Annotated in this window: 16 protein-coding genes; 11 read left to right on the top strand and 5 right to left on the bottom strand. The window is 71.7% G+C overall.

Annotation, left to right across the window (positions count from 1 at the left end):
* Nucleotides 1–40 precede the first annotated feature (40 nt).
* Entirely contained in the window at nt 41–1,477 is a 1,437-nt protein-coding gene (locus tag ACWBNA_RS30545; protein ID WP_482707744.1) for an NsdA family TPR-like regulatory protein, read from the bottom strand.
* A 221-nt stretch (nt 1,478–1,698) separates the two neighbouring features.
* Between ACWBNA_RS30545 and lipB the strand changes: the two genes are divergently transcribed.
* From lipB to ACWBNA_RS30525, 4 genes are all read left to right on the top strand, one after another.
* Nucleotides 1,699–2,538, top strand: a complete 840-nt coding sequence (lipB, locus tag ACWBNA_RS30540; protein ID WP_482707743.1) for a lipoyl(octanoyl) transferase LipB — start codon at nt 1,699–1,701, stop codon at nt 2,536–2,538.
* 160 nt (nt 2,539–2,698) lie between these two features.
* Nucleotides 2,699–3,664, top strand: a complete 966-nt coding sequence (lipA, locus tag ACWBNA_RS30535) for a lipoyl synthase (protein ID WP_482707742.1) — start codon at nt 2,699–2,701, stop codon at nt 3,662–3,664.
* Between the two features lie 292 nt (nt 3,665–3,956).
* Nucleotides 3,957–4,157: an SCO2195 family GlnR-regulated protein gene (locus ACWBNA_RS30530; RefSeq protein WP_482707741.1), complete on the top strand. Its 201-nt coding sequence runs from the start codon at nt 3,957–3,959 to the stop codon at nt 4,155–4,157.
* A 69-nt stretch (nt 4,158–4,226) separates the two neighbouring features.
* Nucleotides 4,227–4,928 carry a DUF4191 domain-containing protein gene (locus ACWBNA_RS30525; protein WP_482707740.1) on the top strand — a complete coding sequence of 234 codons (702 nt, stop codon included), beginning with the start codon at nt 4,227–4,229 and terminating at the stop codon, nt 4,926–4,928.
* Between the two features lie 75 nt (nt 4,929–5,003).
* Here the strand turns inward: ACWBNA_RS30525 and ACWBNA_RS30520 are convergent, their stop codons facing one another.
* The gene (locus tag ACWBNA_RS30520) at nt 5,004–5,471 is read right to left on the bottom strand and encodes an RDD family protein (RefSeq protein WP_482707739.1); all 468 of its coding nucleotides are present in this window, start codon (nt 5,469–5,471) and stop codon (nt 5,004–5,006) included.
* 197 nt (nt 5,472–5,668) lie between these two features.
* Between ACWBNA_RS30520 and glnA the strand changes: the two genes are divergently transcribed.
* From glnA to pspAB, 5 genes are all read left to right on the top strand, one after another.
* Entirely contained in the window at nt 5,669–7,078 is a 1,410-nt protein-coding gene (glnA, locus tag ACWBNA_RS30515) for a type I glutamate--ammonia ligase (protein WP_383867193.1), read from the top strand.
* A gap of 113 nt (nt 7,079–7,191) precedes the next feature.
* Nucleotides 7,192–7,449 carry an SCO2583/SCO2584 N-terminal domain-containing protein gene (locus ACWBNA_RS30510; RefSeq protein ID WP_482707738.1) on the top strand — a complete coding sequence of 86 codons (258 nt, stop codon included), beginning with the start codon at nt 7,192–7,194 and terminating at the stop codon, nt 7,447–7,449.
* Complete coding sequence (locus tag ACWBNA_RS30505) at nt 7,450–8,883, top strand: hypothetical protein (protein ID WP_482707737.1); 1,434 nt, start codon at nt 7,450–7,452, stop codon at nt 8,881–8,883.
* Between the two features lie 100 nt (nt 8,884–8,983).
* Nucleotides 8,984–9,904, top strand: a complete 921-nt coding sequence (gene htpX, locus ACWBNA_RS30500) for a zinc metalloprotease HtpX (RefSeq protein WP_482707736.1) — start codon at nt 8,984–8,986, stop codon at nt 9,902–9,904.
* Between the two features lie 2 nt (nt 9,905–9,906).
* Entirely contained in the window at nt 9,907–10,491 is a 585-nt protein-coding gene (pspAB, locus tag ACWBNA_RS30495; protein WP_482707735.1) for a PspA-associated protein PspAB, read from the top strand.
* Between the two features lie 43 nt (nt 10,492–10,534).
* Here pspAB and ACWBNA_RS30490 read toward each other — a convergent pair whose 3' ends face one another.
* Nucleotides 10,535–10,816 carry a hypothetical protein gene (locus ACWBNA_RS30490; protein WP_482707734.1) on the bottom strand — a complete coding sequence of 94 codons (282 nt, stop codon included), beginning with the start codon at nt 10,814–10,816 and terminating at the stop codon, nt 10,535–10,537.
* 234 nt (nt 10,817–11,050) lie between these two features.
* Between ACWBNA_RS30490 and ACWBNA_RS30485 the strand changes: the two genes are divergently transcribed.
* Nucleotides 11,051–12,685: an alpha/beta fold hydrolase gene (locus tag ACWBNA_RS30485; protein ID WP_482707733.1), complete on the top strand. Its 1,635-nt coding sequence runs from the start codon at nt 11,051–11,053 to the stop codon at nt 12,683–12,685.
* Between the two features lie 23 nt (nt 12,686–12,708).
* On the opposite strand, the gene ACWBNA_RS30480 is transcribed toward ACWBNA_RS30485, so the two are convergent.
* Nucleotides 12,709–14,103: a DUF2252 domain-containing protein gene (locus ACWBNA_RS30480; protein ID WP_482707732.1), complete on the bottom strand. Its 1,395-nt coding sequence runs from the start codon at nt 14,101–14,103 to the stop codon at nt 12,709–12,711.
* A 167-nt stretch (nt 14,104–14,270) separates the two neighbouring features.
* On the opposite strand from ACWBNA_RS30480, the gene ACWBNA_RS30475 reads away from it, so the two are divergent.
* On the top strand, nt 14,271–15,455 hold the full coding sequence (locus ACWBNA_RS30475; RefSeq protein WP_482707731.1) for a winged helix DNA-binding domain-containing protein: 1,185 nt from the start codon (nt 14,271–14,273) through the stop codon (nt 15,453–15,455).
* Nucleotides 15,456–15,744: 289 nt separating this feature from the next.
* Here ACWBNA_RS30475 and ACWBNA_RS30470 read toward each other — a convergent pair whose 3' ends face one another.
* The gene (locus ACWBNA_RS30470; protein WP_383872110.1) at nt 15,745–16,059 is read right to left on the bottom strand and encodes a hypothetical protein; all 315 of its coding nucleotides are present in this window, start codon (nt 16,057–16,059) and stop codon (nt 15,745–15,747) included.
* Between the last annotated feature and the right edge of the window lie 39 nt (nt 16,060–16,098).

Below are 16,098 nucleotides of genomic sequence, written 5' to 3'. Positions count from 1 at the left end.
TCGCGCAGCGCCCACCACCGTCAAGGTCACGGCGATCGCCTCACCCCAGGGCCGCGACCTTGTCGCGGTACCCCCGCACCGGTGCCGCGTCCTTGTACGGCTCCAACCTCCGCTCGAAGTCCCGTACGTACTCCACGGCCCGCACCGACCGCATCTCCGCCGCCTGGCCGGCCGCCTCGGCGCCCAGCGCGCAGGCCTGGTCGAGTTCGCCGAGGCCGAGGCGGGCGGAGGCGAGGACGACTCGGCAGAAGAGGCGGCTGCGGGCGTAGGAGGGCGCGCGCAGGTGCAGGGAGCGCTCGGCGTGCTGGACGGCCGAGCGGAACTGCTGGAGGTCCCGGTGGCAGTGGCCGAACTCGTCGGCGAGCTGCGCCTCGTCGAAGAACCGCGCCCAGTACGGGACGTCGTCACCGGGCCGGGCGGCCTCCAGGGCGCGCTCGGCACGTACCAGCGAGGCGGTGCACAGGCGTACCTCGCCGAGCACCCCGTGCCCGCGGGCCTCGACGGCGTGCAGCAGCGCCTGCACGACCGGCGGGGCGTTGGTCCCCACGCCCTGCTGCGCCACCCGCGCGAGCTGCACGGCCTCGCGCCCGTGCCCGAGATAGACGGCCTGCCGGCTCATGGTGATCAGCACGTAGGAGCCGTACGCCCGGTCCCCGGCCGCCTGCGCCAGCCTGAGCGCCTGCACGAAGTAACGCTGGGCGAGGCCGTGAGCCGCGATGTCGTACGACGTCCAGCCCGCGAGCCTGGTGAGGTCGGCGGCGGCGGCGAACAGGCGACGGCCGGTCTGCTCGCCGTAGGTGCCGCGCAGCATCGGCTCGCACTCGTGTTCCAGGTAGCGCACGAGGGCCTGGCGCGCGTGGCCGCCGCCGTACATGTCGTCGAGGGAGCGGAACAGCTCGCCGACCGAGCGGAGGGCGGCGATGTCGCCGCCGGTGACCTTCTGGCCGGGGCCGCGTTCGGCCGCGCCGCGCTGCCGGGGCACGCCGGGGCGGCCTTGCGAGGGCACCCGCGGGGGCGCTTCGCCGCGGGCCACCCGGTCGTCGGGGCGGCCGATCAGCCAGTCCCGGCTGGGAACGACCAGGCCGGCCGGGGTGAAGGCGATCTTGCGGAGTTCGGCGTGGCTGCCGGAGTCCTTGCGCCACAGCCCGCTGACGATGTCGACGGCCTCTTCGGGACCGGCGGCGAACTCGAGGCCCGCGTAGACCGGGGCGCAGGCGTCGAGCCCGAGATCCTGGGCGGTGAGCCGGCGGCCTAGCCGGCGGGTGAAGACCTCGGCGATCAGGGCGGGAGTGGTGCCGCGGGGCTGCTGCCCGCGCAGCCACCGGGTCACGGAGGTCTTGTCGTATCTCAGGTCCAGCCCGTGTTCGAGTCCGAGCTGGTCCACGCGACGGGCGAGACCCGCGTTGGAGAACCCCGCTTCTGCGATGAGCGCGGCGAGCTGTCGGTTGGGAGTGCGCTGCGCGGGTCGTTCCGTCATCTGCGGTGCGGTCTCCTGCCTTCGGGCCGCCGCGCGGCCTCATCGGACGCGTGGTGCCCGGATTGCCTGTGAGCAGCCCTTATGGCCTCTGTGAACGGCGTGAATGTAGCGGAGAGTGAGCAGGTGATCGCACACTTCGACGTTCGTTCATCCGATCGTGTGAGGATTGGCCGCACGGCTGACGCACGGCGCTCGGTCGTACAGTGGCGTGGGCACGCTTCGTGCCTTACGACCCCGCCAGGGCTTCAAGGGAGGCGCTTGCCGTGAGTGAGTTGCGGTTCGTCCGGATGGGATTCGGTGCGGACGCCGTCGAGTACCAGGAGGCGTGGGACGAGCAGCGCCGGGTGCACGCGGCCCGGTTCGCCGACGAGATCCCCGACACCGTGCTGCTCCTGGAGCACCCCGCGGTCTACACGGCAGGCCGGCGTACGGCGGACAGCGAGCGACCGCTCGACGGCACCCCCGTCATCGACGTCGACCGCGGCGGCAAGATCACCTGGCACGGCCCGGGCCAGCTGGTCGGCTACCCGATCCAGAAGCTTCCGCGTCCGGTGGACGTCGTGGCGCACGTACGGCGGCTGGAGGAGGCCCTGATCCGCACCTGCGCGGAGTTCGGCCTCGAGACCAGCCGGGTCGAGGGCCGCAGCGGCGTGTGGGTGCTCGGCGACCCGGTCGGTCAGCGCCCCTCGCTCGGCGGACTGTCCCTGGACTTCGACCCCCGTCTGCACGACGAGGAGTTCGACCCGCGCATGAACGGCCCGGAGTACGCCCCCTCCAACGCCGGCCAGCGCCGCGAGGACCGCAAGATCGCCGCGATCGGCATCCGCGTGGCCAAGGGCGTCACGATGCACGGCTTCGCGCTGAACGTGAACCCGGACAACCGGTGGTTCGACCGGATCATCCCGTGCGGGATCCGGGACGCGGGGGTCGCCTCGCTCGCCGGTGAACTCGGCCGGGACGTCACGATCGACGAGGTGCTGCCGATCGTGGAGCGACACCTGAAGGACGTCCTGGAGAACGCGGACCTCAAGCCGCGGGAGATCGAGCGGACCTCCGCCTGACGGGAAGGCACCCGACGCCTCATCGGACCGCACCCGCCTGACGGGAATGCACCCCGGGAGTCTCGGGTTGGCCTCGAAGGCAGGGCCCGATTACCACGGGCGTACCCTGGTGTGCGCCGAAGAATCGAAGATTACCCGAAGCAATCAGCAGGGAGCCGACGTGTCCGCAGTCGCACCCGACGGACGCAAGATGCTGCGCCTGGAGGTCCGCAACAGCCAGACCCCCATCGAGCGCAAGCCCGAGTGGATCAAGACTCGGGCGAAAATGGGTCCCGAATACACCAAGATGCAGAACCTCGTGAAGAGCGAGGGGCTGCACACCGTCTGCCAGGAAGCCGGCTGCCCCAACATCTACGAGTGCTGGGAAGACCGTGAGGCCACCTTCCTCATCGGCGGCGACCAGTGCACCCGGCGCTGTGACTTCTGCCAGATCGACACCGGCAAGCCCGAGGCGCTCGACCGGGACGAGCCCCGGCGCGTGGGCGAGTCCGTGGTCACCATGGACCTGAACTACGCCACGATCACCGGCGTCGCCCGCGACGACCTGGAGGACGGCGGCGCCTGGCTGTACGCCGAGACGGTCCGCCAGATCCACGAGCAGACCGCCTCCCGCGAGGCCGGCCGCACCAAGGTTGAGCTCCTGGCCCCGGACTTCAACGCCGTACCGGAGCTGCTGGCGGAGGTCTTCGCCTCCCGCCCCGAGGTCTTCGCGCACAACGTCGAGACGGTCCCGCGCATCTTCAAGCGCATCCGCCCCGGCTTCCGCTACGAGCGCTCGCTGAAGGTCATCACCGACGCCCGCGACTACGGCCTGGTCACCAAGTCGAACCTGATCCTCGGCATGGGCGAGACGCGCGAGGAAGTCAGCGAGGCGCTCCGGCAGCTGCACGACGCCGGCTGCGAGCTGGTGACCATCACGCAGTACCTGCGCCCGTCCGTGCGCCACCACCCCGTGGAGCGCTGGGTCAAGCCGCACGAGTTCGTGGAGCTGAAGGACGAGGCCGAGCAGATCGGTTTCTCCGGCGTGATGTCCGGTCCGCTGGTGCGTTCCTCGTACCGCGCCGGCCGGCTCTACCAGATGGCGATCGAGAAGCGGGGCTCCTACGTCGCCTCGCAGGCCGTCTGACCGGCTCACCGCCTGACAGACCGTCACCCGCCTTGCCCCGTCCCTGCGGAGGCAAGCGTGTGAATTCACGCACAAGAAACTACCCGCCGGTAGTGACCGATATGACGCGGTCCTGACCGTCCTCGCTGATGAGGGCATATGTCAGGGCCGCGTCGGCGTTCGGGGGCCCGGCACCGAGGCTTCATGGGTGTTTGACCGGTCGGTCATGCCCTGGTAACACCAATCAGTGACCCTGGACTCACACCACGTACACCCACTACCCGCACGCGGGTATCGAGGGGGGACCCCCATCATGCAGGCCGCGCCCGTCCGCGCCACAGCGATTCCGACCTTCACCGACGCGCTCCGCGCCGTCGAGTCCCTGCTCATGAGCAGTGGCCAGCGCACCGCCCGCCGCAACGCCTGGACGTCCGTCCTGGAGGACCGCCGCCGCGCCAAGGACCGGGTCGAGGCGCAGCGCGTCCTGGAGCAGACGTTCACCTTGAGTCCCTGAGGCGCCTTTACCCCTCTCCCGCGGGCACTGCCGTCGTCGGCGCTTCCGGGGGCACGTAGACTTCGTGCCATGGCGAGGAAGGACACGGCAGCGGACGCTGCGAATCCCGGGCGACTCAAGCAGATCGCTCTGACCTACAAGATGACTCGCAAGGCCGACAAGAAGATCGGTCTTGTACTCGCGGCTGTCGGAATCGTCACCATCGGTGTCTTCCTCGCGATCGGTTTCTTGATCGGTCATCCCATCTATCTCGGCATTCTCGGCCTCCTGTTCGCCTTCCTCGCGTCGGCGATCGTGTTCGGGCGCCGGGCCGAGCGAGCGGCCTTTGGGCAGATGGAGGGCCAGCCGGGCGCGGCCGCGGCGGTACTCGACAATGTCGGCCGGGGCTGGACGACCACCCCCGCGGTGGCGATGAACCGCAGCCAGGACGTGGTGCACCGGGCGGTCGGCAAGGCCGGCATCGTCCTGGTCGCCGAGGGCAACCCGAACCGGGTCAAGAGCCTGCTGGCCGCCGAGAAGCGGAAGATGAACCGCATCGTCGCGGACGTGCCGGTGCACGACCTGATGGTGGGCACGGGCGAAGGCCAGGTCCCGCTGAAGAAGCTGCGCACGACCATGCTGAAGCTGCCGCGCGTGCTGGCCGGTCCGCAGGTGACGGCCACCAACGACCGGCTGCGCGCCATGGGCGACCTGATGAGCAACATGCCACTGCCCAAGGGGCCGATGCCGAAGGGCATGAAGCTCCCGAAGGGCGGGCCGAAGGCTCGCTGACTCCCTTGTACGACGAAGGGGGCGCCCGGATCACTCCGGGCGCCCCCTTCGTCGTACGGGCTCCTCACACGGATGCTAGATGCGCACTTCCACGGTGCGGGCCAGCCGGTCGTGCAGGCCACGGCCGTCGCGGTCCCAGATCAGGGCGGGGATGGCGAGGCACAGCAGGGCCGTGCGGAGCAGGGCGCGGGCGGGGCTGACGCGGCCGGTGTCGGCGGCGACCACACGCAGGCCGAAGAGGCGCTTACCCGGAGTGAAACCGAGGGTGCCGACGGTCAGAATGCCGAGCAGGAAGAAGAGGAGGAGCGCCCAGTTGCTGGTCGCCTGGTCGTAACCGTCCGTGATGAGACCGTATGCGATCAAGAGGCACAGACCCCAGTCGACGGCGATGGCGCCGAGGCGCCGGCCGGGTCGGGCGATCGAGCCCGGCCCCTCCTCCGGCAGACCGAGCTGCTCGCCGCGGTATCCGAAGTCGACACCGGCTTCTTCCGCGGCCGCGCGCGGTCCGGAAAGCCACGATCCGATTGCATGCCTGTTGTCCACCCGTCCACGGTACTGTGCCCGTTTCGCGATACGGACAGGTGGGGTGGGCACCGCGATGTCCGGTTAACTTGTGCGAAACAAATGGGTCACGCCTGAGAAATCACCCGTCCCTAGGGTCGACGACAGCGTGTGCCACCGCACTGGCCGCACGAACGAACTACCACCCCGGCTCGACCGTCGGGAGTAGGAGGAGCTGGATGTTCCAGAACGCCGACGAGGTTAAGAAGTTCATCGCGGACGAAAGCGTCAAGTTCGTCGACGTCCGCTTCTGCGACCTGCCGGGTGTGATGCAGCACTTCACGCTGCCCGTCGAGGCGTTCGACCCGGACGAGGAGCTCGCCTTCGACGGCTCGTCGATCCGTGGTTTCCAGGCCATTCACGAGTCCGACATGGCGCTGCGCGCGGACCTGTCGACCGCCCGGGTCGACCCCTTCCGCCGTGACAAGACGCTGAACATCAACTTCTTCATCCACGACCCGATCACCGGCGAGCAGTACAGCCGTGACCCGCGCAACGTGGCGAAGAAGGCCGAGGCCTACCTGGCGTCGACCGGTATCGCGGACACCGCGTACTTCGGCCCCGAGGCCGAGTTCTACGTCTTCGACTCCGTCCGCTTCGCGACCAGCGCGAACGAGTCCTTCTACCACATCGACTCCGAGGCGGGCGCCTGGAACACCGGCGCCCTCGAGGACAACCGTGGTTACAAGGTCCGCTACAAGGGCGGCTACTTCCCGACGCCGCCGGTCGACCACTTCGCCGACCTGCGTGCGGAGATCTCCCTGGAACTGGCCGCCTCCGGCCTCCAGGTCGAGCGCCAGCACCACGAGGTGGGCACCGCCGGCCAGGCCGAGATCAACTACAAGTTCAACACGCTGCTCGCCGCGGCCGACGACCTCCAGCTCTTCAAGTACATCGTGAAGAACGTGGCCTGGCGCAACGGCAAGACCGCGACCTTCATGCCGAAGCCGATCTTCGGCGACAACGGCTCGGGCATGCACGTCCACCAGTCGCTGTGGACCAACGGCTCCCCGCTGTTCTACGACGAGGCCGGTTACGCGGGCCTGTCGGACACCGCCCGCTTCTACATCGGCGGCATCCTCAAGCACGCCCCGTCGCTGCTCGCCTTCACCAACCCGACGGTGAACTCGTACCACCGTCTGGTGCCGGGCTTCGAGGCGCCGATCAACCTCGTGTACTCGCAGCGCAACCGCTCCGCGGCCATGCGTATCCCGATCACGGGCTCCAACCCGAAGGCCAAGCGTGTGGAGTTCCGCGCGCCCGACTCCTCCGGCAACCCGTACCTCGCCTTCTCGGCCCTGCTCCTCGCGGGCCTGGACGGCATCAAGAACAAGATCGAGCCGGCCGAGCCGATCGACAAGGACCTGTACGAGCTGGCTCCCGAGGAGCACGCGAGCGTGGCGCAGGTCCCGACCTCCCTCCCGGCCGTCCTCGACCGCCTCGAGGCCGACCACGAGTTCCTCCTCCAGGGCGACGTCTTCACGCCGGACCTGATCGAGACGTGGATCGACTTCAAGCGCGCCAACGAGATCGCGCCGCTGCAGCTGCGTCCGCACCCGCACGAGTTCGAGCTCTACTTCGACGTGTGATCGGCCCGTAGGTCCTTCGACCGCGCCCCCGCTCCTGGATTTCTCAGGGCGGGGGCGTCGTCGTATGGTGTCCGGCACAAATGTTCGAAACGGAGACGACGGGGGTTACGGGGATGCCCGAACAGGACGACGCGGAGCGGGAGTTCGACCTCAAGTGGGCCGACAACGCCGAGCACAAGGAGCCCTCCGCGCGGGCCCGGATGCTGGCCGCGCGCTGGAGGGAGAACCCGCCCGAGCCGCAGCCGTTCCGCGCCGACCCCGACCCGGCGGGGCCGCGCCGTTCGTCGTGGGTGTCGACGGTCGTCGTGCTCGGGAGTGTGGCGGCGATCATCCTGCTGTTGGGGTACGCGAACTTCCGGGCGCCGTACTAGATGCGCGAGGACATCAGGGGCGGCGGGGTGGCGGCGCGGCGGCTGGCCGAGGGGGCGGCGCTGCGGGACGTGCTCGATACCGCCGACCCGACGGCCTGGCTCGCGCTGGACGCGGGGACGCGTTCGTGGTTGGCGCCCGGCCTGCTGCCGACGCGGGTGGAGGTCGAGGGCCGACGCACGTGGCTCTGCGCGCTCCGGGGCCCCGAGGCCCTCGCCGAGCCCCGGCTCGCGCTGGCCCTGTGCCACCACGACGGCCGGGTGCGTGAGGCGGCTCTCGGTCCGGCGGCGCACCGCCCCGCCCTGTTGCCGCTGGTCGTCGTCCGTACCGCCGACTGGGCCGCCCCCGTGCGCGAGCGGGCCCAGGAGGTGCTGCGCGCCGCCCTCGGTCCGGACACCGCACTCCCGCTCGCGCCGCTGATCCTGCTCGTCGGCCGGCGCGACCGGGGTGCCTTCGGTGTCGGTCTGCTCGACGAGGTCCTGCGCCGGGCGCCCCGCGAACGCCTCGCGCCCCTGTGCACCCACCCCGACCGTGCCGTACGCCGTTTCGCGTACCGCCTCGCCGTCGACGAGGGGCACCTGTCCCCCGCCGAGCTGGCCCGTGCCGCCGCCCGTGACACCGACCCGGTCGTCCAGGACCTGTGCGCCGAGGCCGCCCTGGCCGCCGTACCGGAGGCCGGGGTGCCGGGCGACGTGCTCGAACCGCTGCTCGCCGCGCGCGGGCCGCGGGTGCGGTCGGCCGGGGTGACCGCGTTGCGGCGGGCCGGGCGGGCGGATCGGGCGGAGGGTTTTCTCGCCGACCGGTCGGGGCTGGTGCGGGCCTGCGCGCGGTATGCCGTACGGCAGTCGGGAGGCGATCCGCCGGCCTGGTACCGGCGCCGGTGTGCCGAGCCGGGCGACCCTTCGCTGCCGCCCGGGGCGGTCGCCGGGCTGGCGGAGTGCGGGGAGCGGGCGGACGCCGGGTTGTTGTGGGCGCTGCTCGGCCATCCCGCACCCGGGGTGCGGGCGCGGGCGGTGGCCGCGTTGCGGGTAATGGACGTGACGGACGTACGGCGGCTGCGGGCGCTGCTCGACGATGCGGAGCCCGGGGTCGTGCGGGAGGCGACGGCGGCACTGTTGCCCTTCGCGCGGTCGCTGGACGACGAGTGGCTGACGGGGCGGCTGGCGGCGGGGCGGCCCCGGCATGTGCGGGTGGCCGCGTTCCGGCTGCTGGACGCGTGCGGCGGTCTGGTGCGGCTGCGGGCGGCGGTCGCCCTGCTCGACGATCCGGATGTCAGGCTGCGGCGCTGGGCCGGGCAGTCCGTGCAGGGCTGGCAGGTGACGGCGGACGTGCCGCCCGGGTCGGTGGAGGTGGGCGACCTCCTCGACCGGGGGCGGCATCTGTTCAGCGAGTACGTGCTGAAGCGGAGGAAGTGGGAGGCCGGGATCGGGGCCTGAGCCTTTGCTGGCCCTAGGGCTGATCACGACCGCTTCATGGGCCGGGCCGGGTGCACACTGGGCTGTGGGGCGAGTGCCTGACTGCGGAGTGTGATGCGAGATGCAGAGCCGCTTCCGGAGCGACCGGCGGTTGACCGTGCGGATGACGGTCACGATGTTTCTTCTCGGGCTGCTGTACGTGGCCTTTGTCGCGGCGCTGGTCGTGCTGTTGAGGTCGTGGGTGCTGGTCGTGGTGGTCGCGGCGGGGATGCTCGGCGCGCAGTACTGGTTCTCCGACCGGATCGCGCTGTTCGCGATGCGCGGGCGGGTCGTGCAGCGGGAGGAGTATCCCGAGCTGCACGCCGTGATCGACCGGCTGTGTGCCCTCGCGGACATGCCCAAGCCGGTGGTCGCCGTGTCGCAGATGGACATGCCGAACGCGTTCGCGACCGGGCGGAACCCCGACAACGCCGTCGTCTGCGTGACCACCGGGCTGCTGCGGCGGCTGGAGCCGGCGGAGTTGGAGGGCGTCCTCGCGCACGAGTTGTCGCACGTGGCGCACAAGGACGTCGCCGTGATCACCATCGCGTCCTTCCTCGGGGTGATCGCGGGCCTGATCGTGCGGTTCGCCTTCTACTCGCAGCTGTTCGGCGGCGGGCGCAGGGACCAGAACACCGCCGTCGTCTTCGCCGCCGTGATGGGTGTGTCGGCGGCCGTGTACGCGATCAGCTTCCTGCTGATCAGGGCGCTGTCCCGGTACCGGGAGCTGGCGGCGGACCGGGCGGCGGCGCTGCTCACCGGCCGGCCCTCAGAGCTGGCTTCCGCGCTCACCAAGGTCACCGGCGACATCGCCCGGATTCCCTCCAAGGACCTGCGCACCGCCCAGGCTTTCAACGCCTTCTACTTCACTCCCGCGCTGGGCGCCGAGCCGGGTGTGGCGCGGATGTTCTCCACCCACCCGAGCCTGGAGCAGCGGCTGGAGCAGCTGGGGCGGATCTCCGGTGAGCTGGGCGAGGCGGCGACACCGGGGAGGGCGGGCTGAGGATGGGGCTGCTGGACATCCTGCTCGGCCGTACGAAGCCGGTCGTGCCCGATCTCGACCAGCTCTTCGCCCTGCCGTCGGCGGCGGTGTCGCTGGAGGCGGCCGCCTCCTTCACGCCGACCGGGCGGGGTGCGGTGTGCTTCGCCACGGTGGAGGGCGCGGCCTTCGAGCAGACGCATCGGGAGGTGCAGGCCCTGCTCGACGCGGACACCGACCGGGACGGGCCGCCCGTGGAGCTGCGGCGGGACCGTTACGGGTATTCGTGGCTGGTGTCGGAACGTACTCCCGACCAGCTGTCGCTCCTGGTCAACGACCTGCACGCGGTGAACAGTTCGATGGAGGTCAACGGTTTTGGGCCGCAACTGCTGTGCTCGCTGGCCGGGTTCCGGGATCCGGAGGGCCGGTCGCTGGCGATGGTCTACCTCTACAAGCGCGGCACCTTCTTCCCGTTCGCGCCGCTGCCCGGCGAGGGGCAGCGGCGCGACAACGCGCTGGAGCTGCGGGTGAAGGCGGCACTGGCACACGACCTGCGGATCGAGCCCGACCTGAGCCGCTGGTTCCCGGTGTGGGGTGCCCCCGGTCTGTGACGACGACCGAGGGCCACCGGGATCACCAGCGGTCCCACTGCGCTCACTTGCTCTTCTCGCGCTCCTGACGGCGGGACTCGAAGGGGCGCTCGCGGCGGTAGCGGCGCTCCCACCTGGCCTGCTTGTCACGGCGGTCGCGGTAGGCGCGGTAGCTCGCGGGCGTGGGTCCCGCCGAGGATCCCCCCGTCGGCGAGGACGGCGAGGACGCGCCTCGTCCGTACTGCGCGTACAGGAAGAGGACGACGACGGCGGCGAGCCACCAGATGTGGTTTCCGAATCCCAGAACGACCAGGACGACGGTCCCGGATATGACGATGGTGCCCATGACGGGCCTCCGTGGGCGTGGGTTGGTACGAGCGGTGATCCGTGCCCCGACGGGGCGCCAGGGGTGGGCGGCCGTCCGTCGGTGCGTAGAGAGTAGCCCCGAGTCCGCGGGGTGATACCTGTCCTGCGGAACGCGGTGGTGGGCAACTCCTCGACGCGTGTCCAGCGTAGGGAAGCGGTCACTCCGCGTGCATCTCCTTTTCCCGCGGGCGGGGGGCCGTGAGTGAATGGGGGCATGAGCGAGCTCTCCCCTTTCACGTACGACTACGCCGGTGAACGGCTCAGTGGTGTGTATGGCGGTGACGACGGTGGTCCGGACCGGGCCACCGTCGTTCTGTTGCACGGCGCGGGCAACGGCGGCAAGGAGCGGCTGCTCCCGTGGCTGTCGGAGTTCGTCGCGCACGGCTGCAGGGGCCTCGCGTTCGACTTCTCGGGGCACGGCGAAAGCACGGGCACCCTGCCGGAGTTGAGTCTGCGCCGCCGCTTCGAGCAGGCGGTGTCGGTCGTCGACGCGTTCGTCCCGGCGGACGGGCCGCTGGTCCTGGTCGGGTTCAGTATGAGCGGCCAGACGGTCGCCGACCTCGCCGCGCACTACGGCGACCGGGTCACGGCGCTGGGGCTGTGCGCGCCCGCCGTGTACGCGGCCGAGGCGTGGGACGTGCCGTTCGGGACGGGCGACGGCCGGTTCAGCACGCTCATCCGCACCCCCGACAGCTGGCGAACGTCACCCGCGCTCGACGTGCTGCGGGCTTACGAGGGGCGGGCGGTTCTCGCCGTGCCGGGGACGGACGCGGTGATCCCGCCGGAGGTGACGGAGGCCGTGCAGGACGCGCTCTGCGCCCGCGCGCAGTACACACGCTTCGAACTGCCCTCTGCCGACCACCAGTTGGGGACATGGTTCCGCGATCATCCCGAGGACCGGCGCGCGTTCGTGTCGGCCGTGCTCACTCCGGGGTGGATGGCGACCCGGTCGTGGCTGGCCAAGCAGCTCCCGCAGGGGCGGACGGTCCGTGACAGCCGTTCGCTGTCCGGTGGCTGGAGCTCCCAGATGCGCCGCCTCACCCTCGACGACGGCACCGGGCTGGTGCTGCGGACCTTCGTCAAGCCCTTCTTCCGCCGGCACGCCCCGGGGCTGCTGACCCGCGAGGTGTCCGTCCTCGCGCTCCTCGACGGGCAGGAGGGCGTTCCCGCCGCACGACCGGTCGCCGTCGACGCCTCCGCCGAACTCTGCGACCACCCCTCGCTGTTGATGTCACTGCTCCCGGGGCGGGTGCGGGTCGACGAGGACGACACCGCCGGGCTGGAGCGGCGCCTGGACCTGCTGGCGGCGCAACTCGTCCGGATCCACGAGGTCGTACCGGACGAGCGCCCGCGCCCCTACCAGGCGTGGACGTCGCCGGAGCGGGCGGTCACCCCGCCGGGGCCGCTGTGGGAGCGGGCGGTGGACGTGATCCGCCGCGAACCCCCGCCCTACGAGGGCTGTTTCCTGCACCGGGACTACCACCCGGGGAACGTCCTGTTCGAGGGGAGCGGCGACGGGCTGCGGATCAGCGGAGTCGTCGACTGGGTCGAGACCTCGTGGGGCCCCGCCGACCTGGACGTCGCCCACTGCTCGACAACCCTGGCGCTGCTGCACGGCCCCGAGTACGGACTCGGCTTCCGCGCCCGCTACGAGGCGCACGGCGGCCGTCGCCTCGCCGACGGACCGGACCACCTGTACTGGCGGCTGCTGGACGCCCTCGGCTACTCCCCCGACGCGGCGAAGCTCGCGGGTCCCTGGCGGGAGCTGGGCCGGACGGATCTGACGGCCGAGGTGCTGGGCGGGCGGCTGGAGGCGTACGTGGCGGGCCTGTTGGAGACGTACGCCTGACCGGATCCCCGGACGTCCGCGTCTCAGACCCCGGGTTCCGCGGTCACCACGCCGGCGGCGACGGCCGCGCCGAGCGTCGCGTGGTCGTGGACGGTCCGGTCGGCGTAGCGGAGCGCGAAGTCGGCGACGGCCCGTTCGAAGGTGTCCGCGCCGCCCAGGTAGGCGGCGATCGCGATGCGGTCACCGGAACGGGCGTGCGCGCGGGCCAGCGCGGTGCCGCACAGCCGGGTGTAGGCCACGAGTTCGGCCGGGCTCATCCCGGCGACGTCCGCGGAGCCCAACGGGTCGCGCAGCTGCCGCCAGTAGAACGCCCGCCCCTGCGGTCCGCTCATCCACCCCAGGAAGTGGTCACCGGCGGCCTGCAGGAGCCGCTGCCCGGCGACGACCCGGTGCCCCTGATGGTCGTACGGCCCGTTCGGCAGATGCTCCTCCAGTACGGACTTCTGCGCTTCCTTGAGCTGCAGGAACAGCGGGTCGTCCAGGTCGCGGCCGGTGAGCAGCACGATGAAGCAGCGGGTGCCGACGCTGCCCACGCCGACGACCTTGCGGGCGGCGTCGACGAAGCGGTACCGGTCCAGGAGCAGGCGGCGGTCCTCGGCGAGGGTGGAGCGGTAGTCGCTGAAGATCTTGCGCAGGGCGGCCATGTCGGGGGCACCGGCGGGTTCGAGCAGCGGTGGGTCGTGGACGAGGCGCCGGTGTCCGTCGACGACGTCCGTGAGCTTGTCCAGAGGCTGGAGGCTGGTGCGGCGGCGGGCGCGGGTGAGGCTGGAGGCGGCGCGGCGGCGCCGGCCTGCGGAGCGGACGAGGGGCCGCAGGCTGTCGGCGTCGAGGCGCTCGTACCAGACGTCGAGTTCGCCCTTCCGGGCCAGGCGGCGCATGGTCAGACGGTAGGCGGCGACCGCCTCCAGGGCCGCGCGGTGGGCCCTGGCGTCGCTGTGTCCGCTCTCCCGGGCGGCGACGGCGACGCTGGCGGCGAGGCGTTTGACGTCCCATTCGAAAGGGCCGGGGAACGTCTCGTCGAAGTTGTGGAGGTCGAAGAGCGGAGCCCGTTCCGGGGAGGCGTAGAGGCCGAAGTTGAGCAGGTGAGCGTCGCCGCAGAGCTGCACGGTGAGGCCCGTGTGCGGCTGGGCCGCGAGATCGGCGGCCATCACGGCGGCCGCGCCGCGCAGGAAGGCGAAGGGGGAGGCGGTCATGCGGCCGTAGCGGACCGGGAGCAGTTCGGGCAGGCGGTCGCGGCCCTGCCGTTCGAGTACGCCGACGGGGTCGGGGCGGCCCACGGAGGGGATCCAGCCCGCGTGCGCGGAGCGGGGGACGCGCTTGCGGGCGGCTTTGCCGCAGGCGGCGCGGGTGGCGGGGTCGGTGCGGTGGGCCGGGTGAACCGGGTGGACCGGGTGGACCGGGTCGGCGGGGCCGGTCATCTGCGTTGTCTCCGCATCGCGCCTCCCTGGTGCCCTGGTTTCCGTCACCGCCTGATCGCAGTGAAGGCCCGACGCGGGGGCGTACGCATGCCGAATACGGCAATCGGGTGACGGCACCCGGCCCTCGGCGGGGGCCGATTGTCAGTGGCGTCCGGGAGGATGCCGGTATGGGTGACGAGGAGCGGTACATCGGCGTGGCGGAGCGGCGGGCGAGGCTCGCGCTGCGGCACCGACTGGCCGGGGCGGCACGGGCGGGGAGTCCGGAGGAGGTCGCCGCCTCCCTGGTCGCGCTGCACGGATCGGACCCGGCGACGGTGTACCTGGCGGTGGGCGCGCGGCTCGCGGACCCGGCCAAGGCCGTGCCGGAGGTTGGCCGGGCGCTGTACGAGGACCGTGCGCTGGTCCGTATGCACGGCATGCGGCACACGGTCTTCGTGTTCCCGACGGAGCTGACCGCGGTGGTGCACGCCTCCACCGGTCTCACGGTCGCCGCGCGGGAGCGGGCCACGCTGCTGAAGGACATGGCGGCGGCCGGGGCGCCGGACGCGGCCTGGCTGGAGGAGGTCGAGGAGTCGGCGCTGGCAGCGTTGGCGCGGCGCGGACAGGCGACGGCGACGGAACTCGCCGAGGACGAGCCTCGCCTGCGGGAGCAGTTCGTGTACGCGGCCGGGAAGAGCTACCAGGGCGTCCACACCGTCTCGACCCGTCTGCTGAGGGTGCTGGGCGTCGAGGGCAAGGTGGTGCGGGGCCGGCCGCTCGGCTCCTGGACGTCCAGCCAGTTCCGCTGGGCGGTGGCCCCCGCCCACCCCGAACTGGACGCGTCCCAGGCCCAGGCGGCGCTGCTCGGGCGCTGGCTCGCCGCGTGCGGCCCGGCCACGGAGGCCGACCTGAAGTGGTGGACGGGGTGGAAAGTGACGGACGTCCGCCGGGCGTTGGCGGCGATCGGTGCACGGCCGGTGTCCCTGGACGAGGGCGTGGGGTACGTGGTCGACGGCGACGTCGGCCCGGTGGCGGGGCCCGGCGAACCCTGGGCCGCGCTGCTGCCGGCACTCGATCCGACGGCGATGGGCTGGCAGCGGCGGGACTGGTACCTGGCCCCGGAGTTGCGCCCCGCGCTGTTCGACTACAGCGGCAACGTGGGGCCGACGGTCTGGTGGAACGGCCGGGTGGTGGGCGGGTGGGCCCAGCGGGCCGACGGGGAGATCGTGTGGCGGTTGCTGGACACGGACGGGGTGGGGAGCGACGCGGAGGCGGCGATCGCCGCGGAGGCGGAGCGGTTGCGGGGGTGGGTGGGTGCGGTGAGGGTGACACCGCGGTTCCGGACGCCGGTGGAGAGGGAGTTGTCGGCGTAGAGGTGCGTGGTCTGGCTCCGGGGGTTTTCGCCCCCGCCGCCCTTACCCGTCCCATGAAAAGCGGCGCCGCCCCTTCGACCCCGACCGGGGGCTCCGCCCCCAGACCCCCGGCCTATGCCCACCCGCCACCCGTCTCGGTTGGCTGAGAGGCGAGGGTCGGGTACTTCTCGTCCGACCGAGTCGGGTGGTGGGTGGGCGAAGGCCCGGGGGTCTGAGGGCGGAGCCCTCGGCGGGCGTGCGCACCGGCGCCGGGTGACCGTACGGACTCAGGGCACCCGGCGCCGGACGCTCACCGCGAGTAACGCATCAGCGCCCGCACCATGTGGCACGTCGTGTCCGACGGCGGGTGGACGCCGATCGTCTCCGCGGCGCTTCGTATCGTCTCGTTGCGGGCCTGGTTGGGTACGAACACGCCCGAGTCGAGCAGGGCGATCGCCAGGCGCATGGCCTTGAGCCGGCGGTTGTGACTGACGTACCACTCGCGCGGCCGCCCCGGCGGCAGCGGGCGCTTCTCCACGGGCGCGTACGGCAGGTCGAGCAGCACGGGACGCTTCGCGGTGGACTGGGTGGGCAACGGCTTCGGCTTCAGTGCGGCAGCGGGCACAGGCATCCTCCTGTCGCGGTCAGGGCGTCTCCCCCGGAG

Source organism: Streptomyces sp. Q2 (assembly GCF_056820935.1).
This window is presented reverse-complemented; position numbering and strand designations above follow the sequence as displayed.

Bases quoted from the DNA above. Each gene is read 5' to 3' on its own strand.
- ACWBNA_RS30545 (WP_482707744.1), bottom strand. From the start codon at position 1,477: ATGACGGAACGACCCGCGCAGCGCACTCCCAACCGACAGCTCGCCGCG.
- ACWBNA_RS30530 (WP_482707741.1), top strand. From the start codon at position 3,957: ATGCAGGCCGCGCCCGTCCGCGCCACAGCGATTCCGACCTTCACCGAC.
- ACWBNA_RS30525 (WP_482707740.1), top strand. From the start codon at position 4,227: ATGGCGAGGAAGGACACGGCAGCGGACGCTGCGAATCCCGGGCGACTC.
- glnA (WP_383867193.1), top strand. From the start codon at position 5,669: ATGTTCCAGAACGCCGACGAGGTTAAGAAGTTCATCGCGGACGAAAGC.
- ACWBNA_RS30510 (WP_482707738.1), top strand. From the start codon at position 7,192: ATGCCCGAACAGGACGACGCGGAGCGGGAGTTCGACCTCAAGTGGGCC.
- ACWBNA_RS30505 (WP_482707737.1), top strand. From the start codon at position 7,450: ATGCGCGAGGACATCAGGGGCGGCGGGGTGGCGGCGCGGCGGCTGGCC.
- htpX (WP_482707736.1), top strand. From the start codon at position 8,984: ATGCAGAGCCGCTTCCGGAGCGACCGGCGGTTGACCGTGCGGATGACG.
- pspAB (WP_482707735.1), top strand. From the start codon at position 9,907: ATGGGGCTGCTGGACATCCTGCTCGGCCGTACGAAGCCGGTCGTGCCC.
- ACWBNA_RS30490 (WP_482707734.1), bottom strand. From the start codon at position 10,816: ATGGGCACCATCGTCATATCCGGGACCGTCGTCCTGGTCGTTCTGGGA.
- ACWBNA_RS30485 (WP_482707733.1), top strand. From the start codon at position 11,051: ATGAGCGAGCTCTCCCCTTTCACGTACGACTACGCCGGTGAACGGCTC.
- ACWBNA_RS30480 (WP_482707732.1), bottom strand. From the start codon at position 14,103: ATGACCGGCCCCGCCGACCCGGTCCACCCGGTCCACCCGGTTCACCCG.
- ACWBNA_RS30475 (WP_482707731.1), top strand. From the start codon at position 14,271: ATGGGTGACGAGGAGCGGTACATCGGCGTGGCGGAGCGGCGGGCGAGG.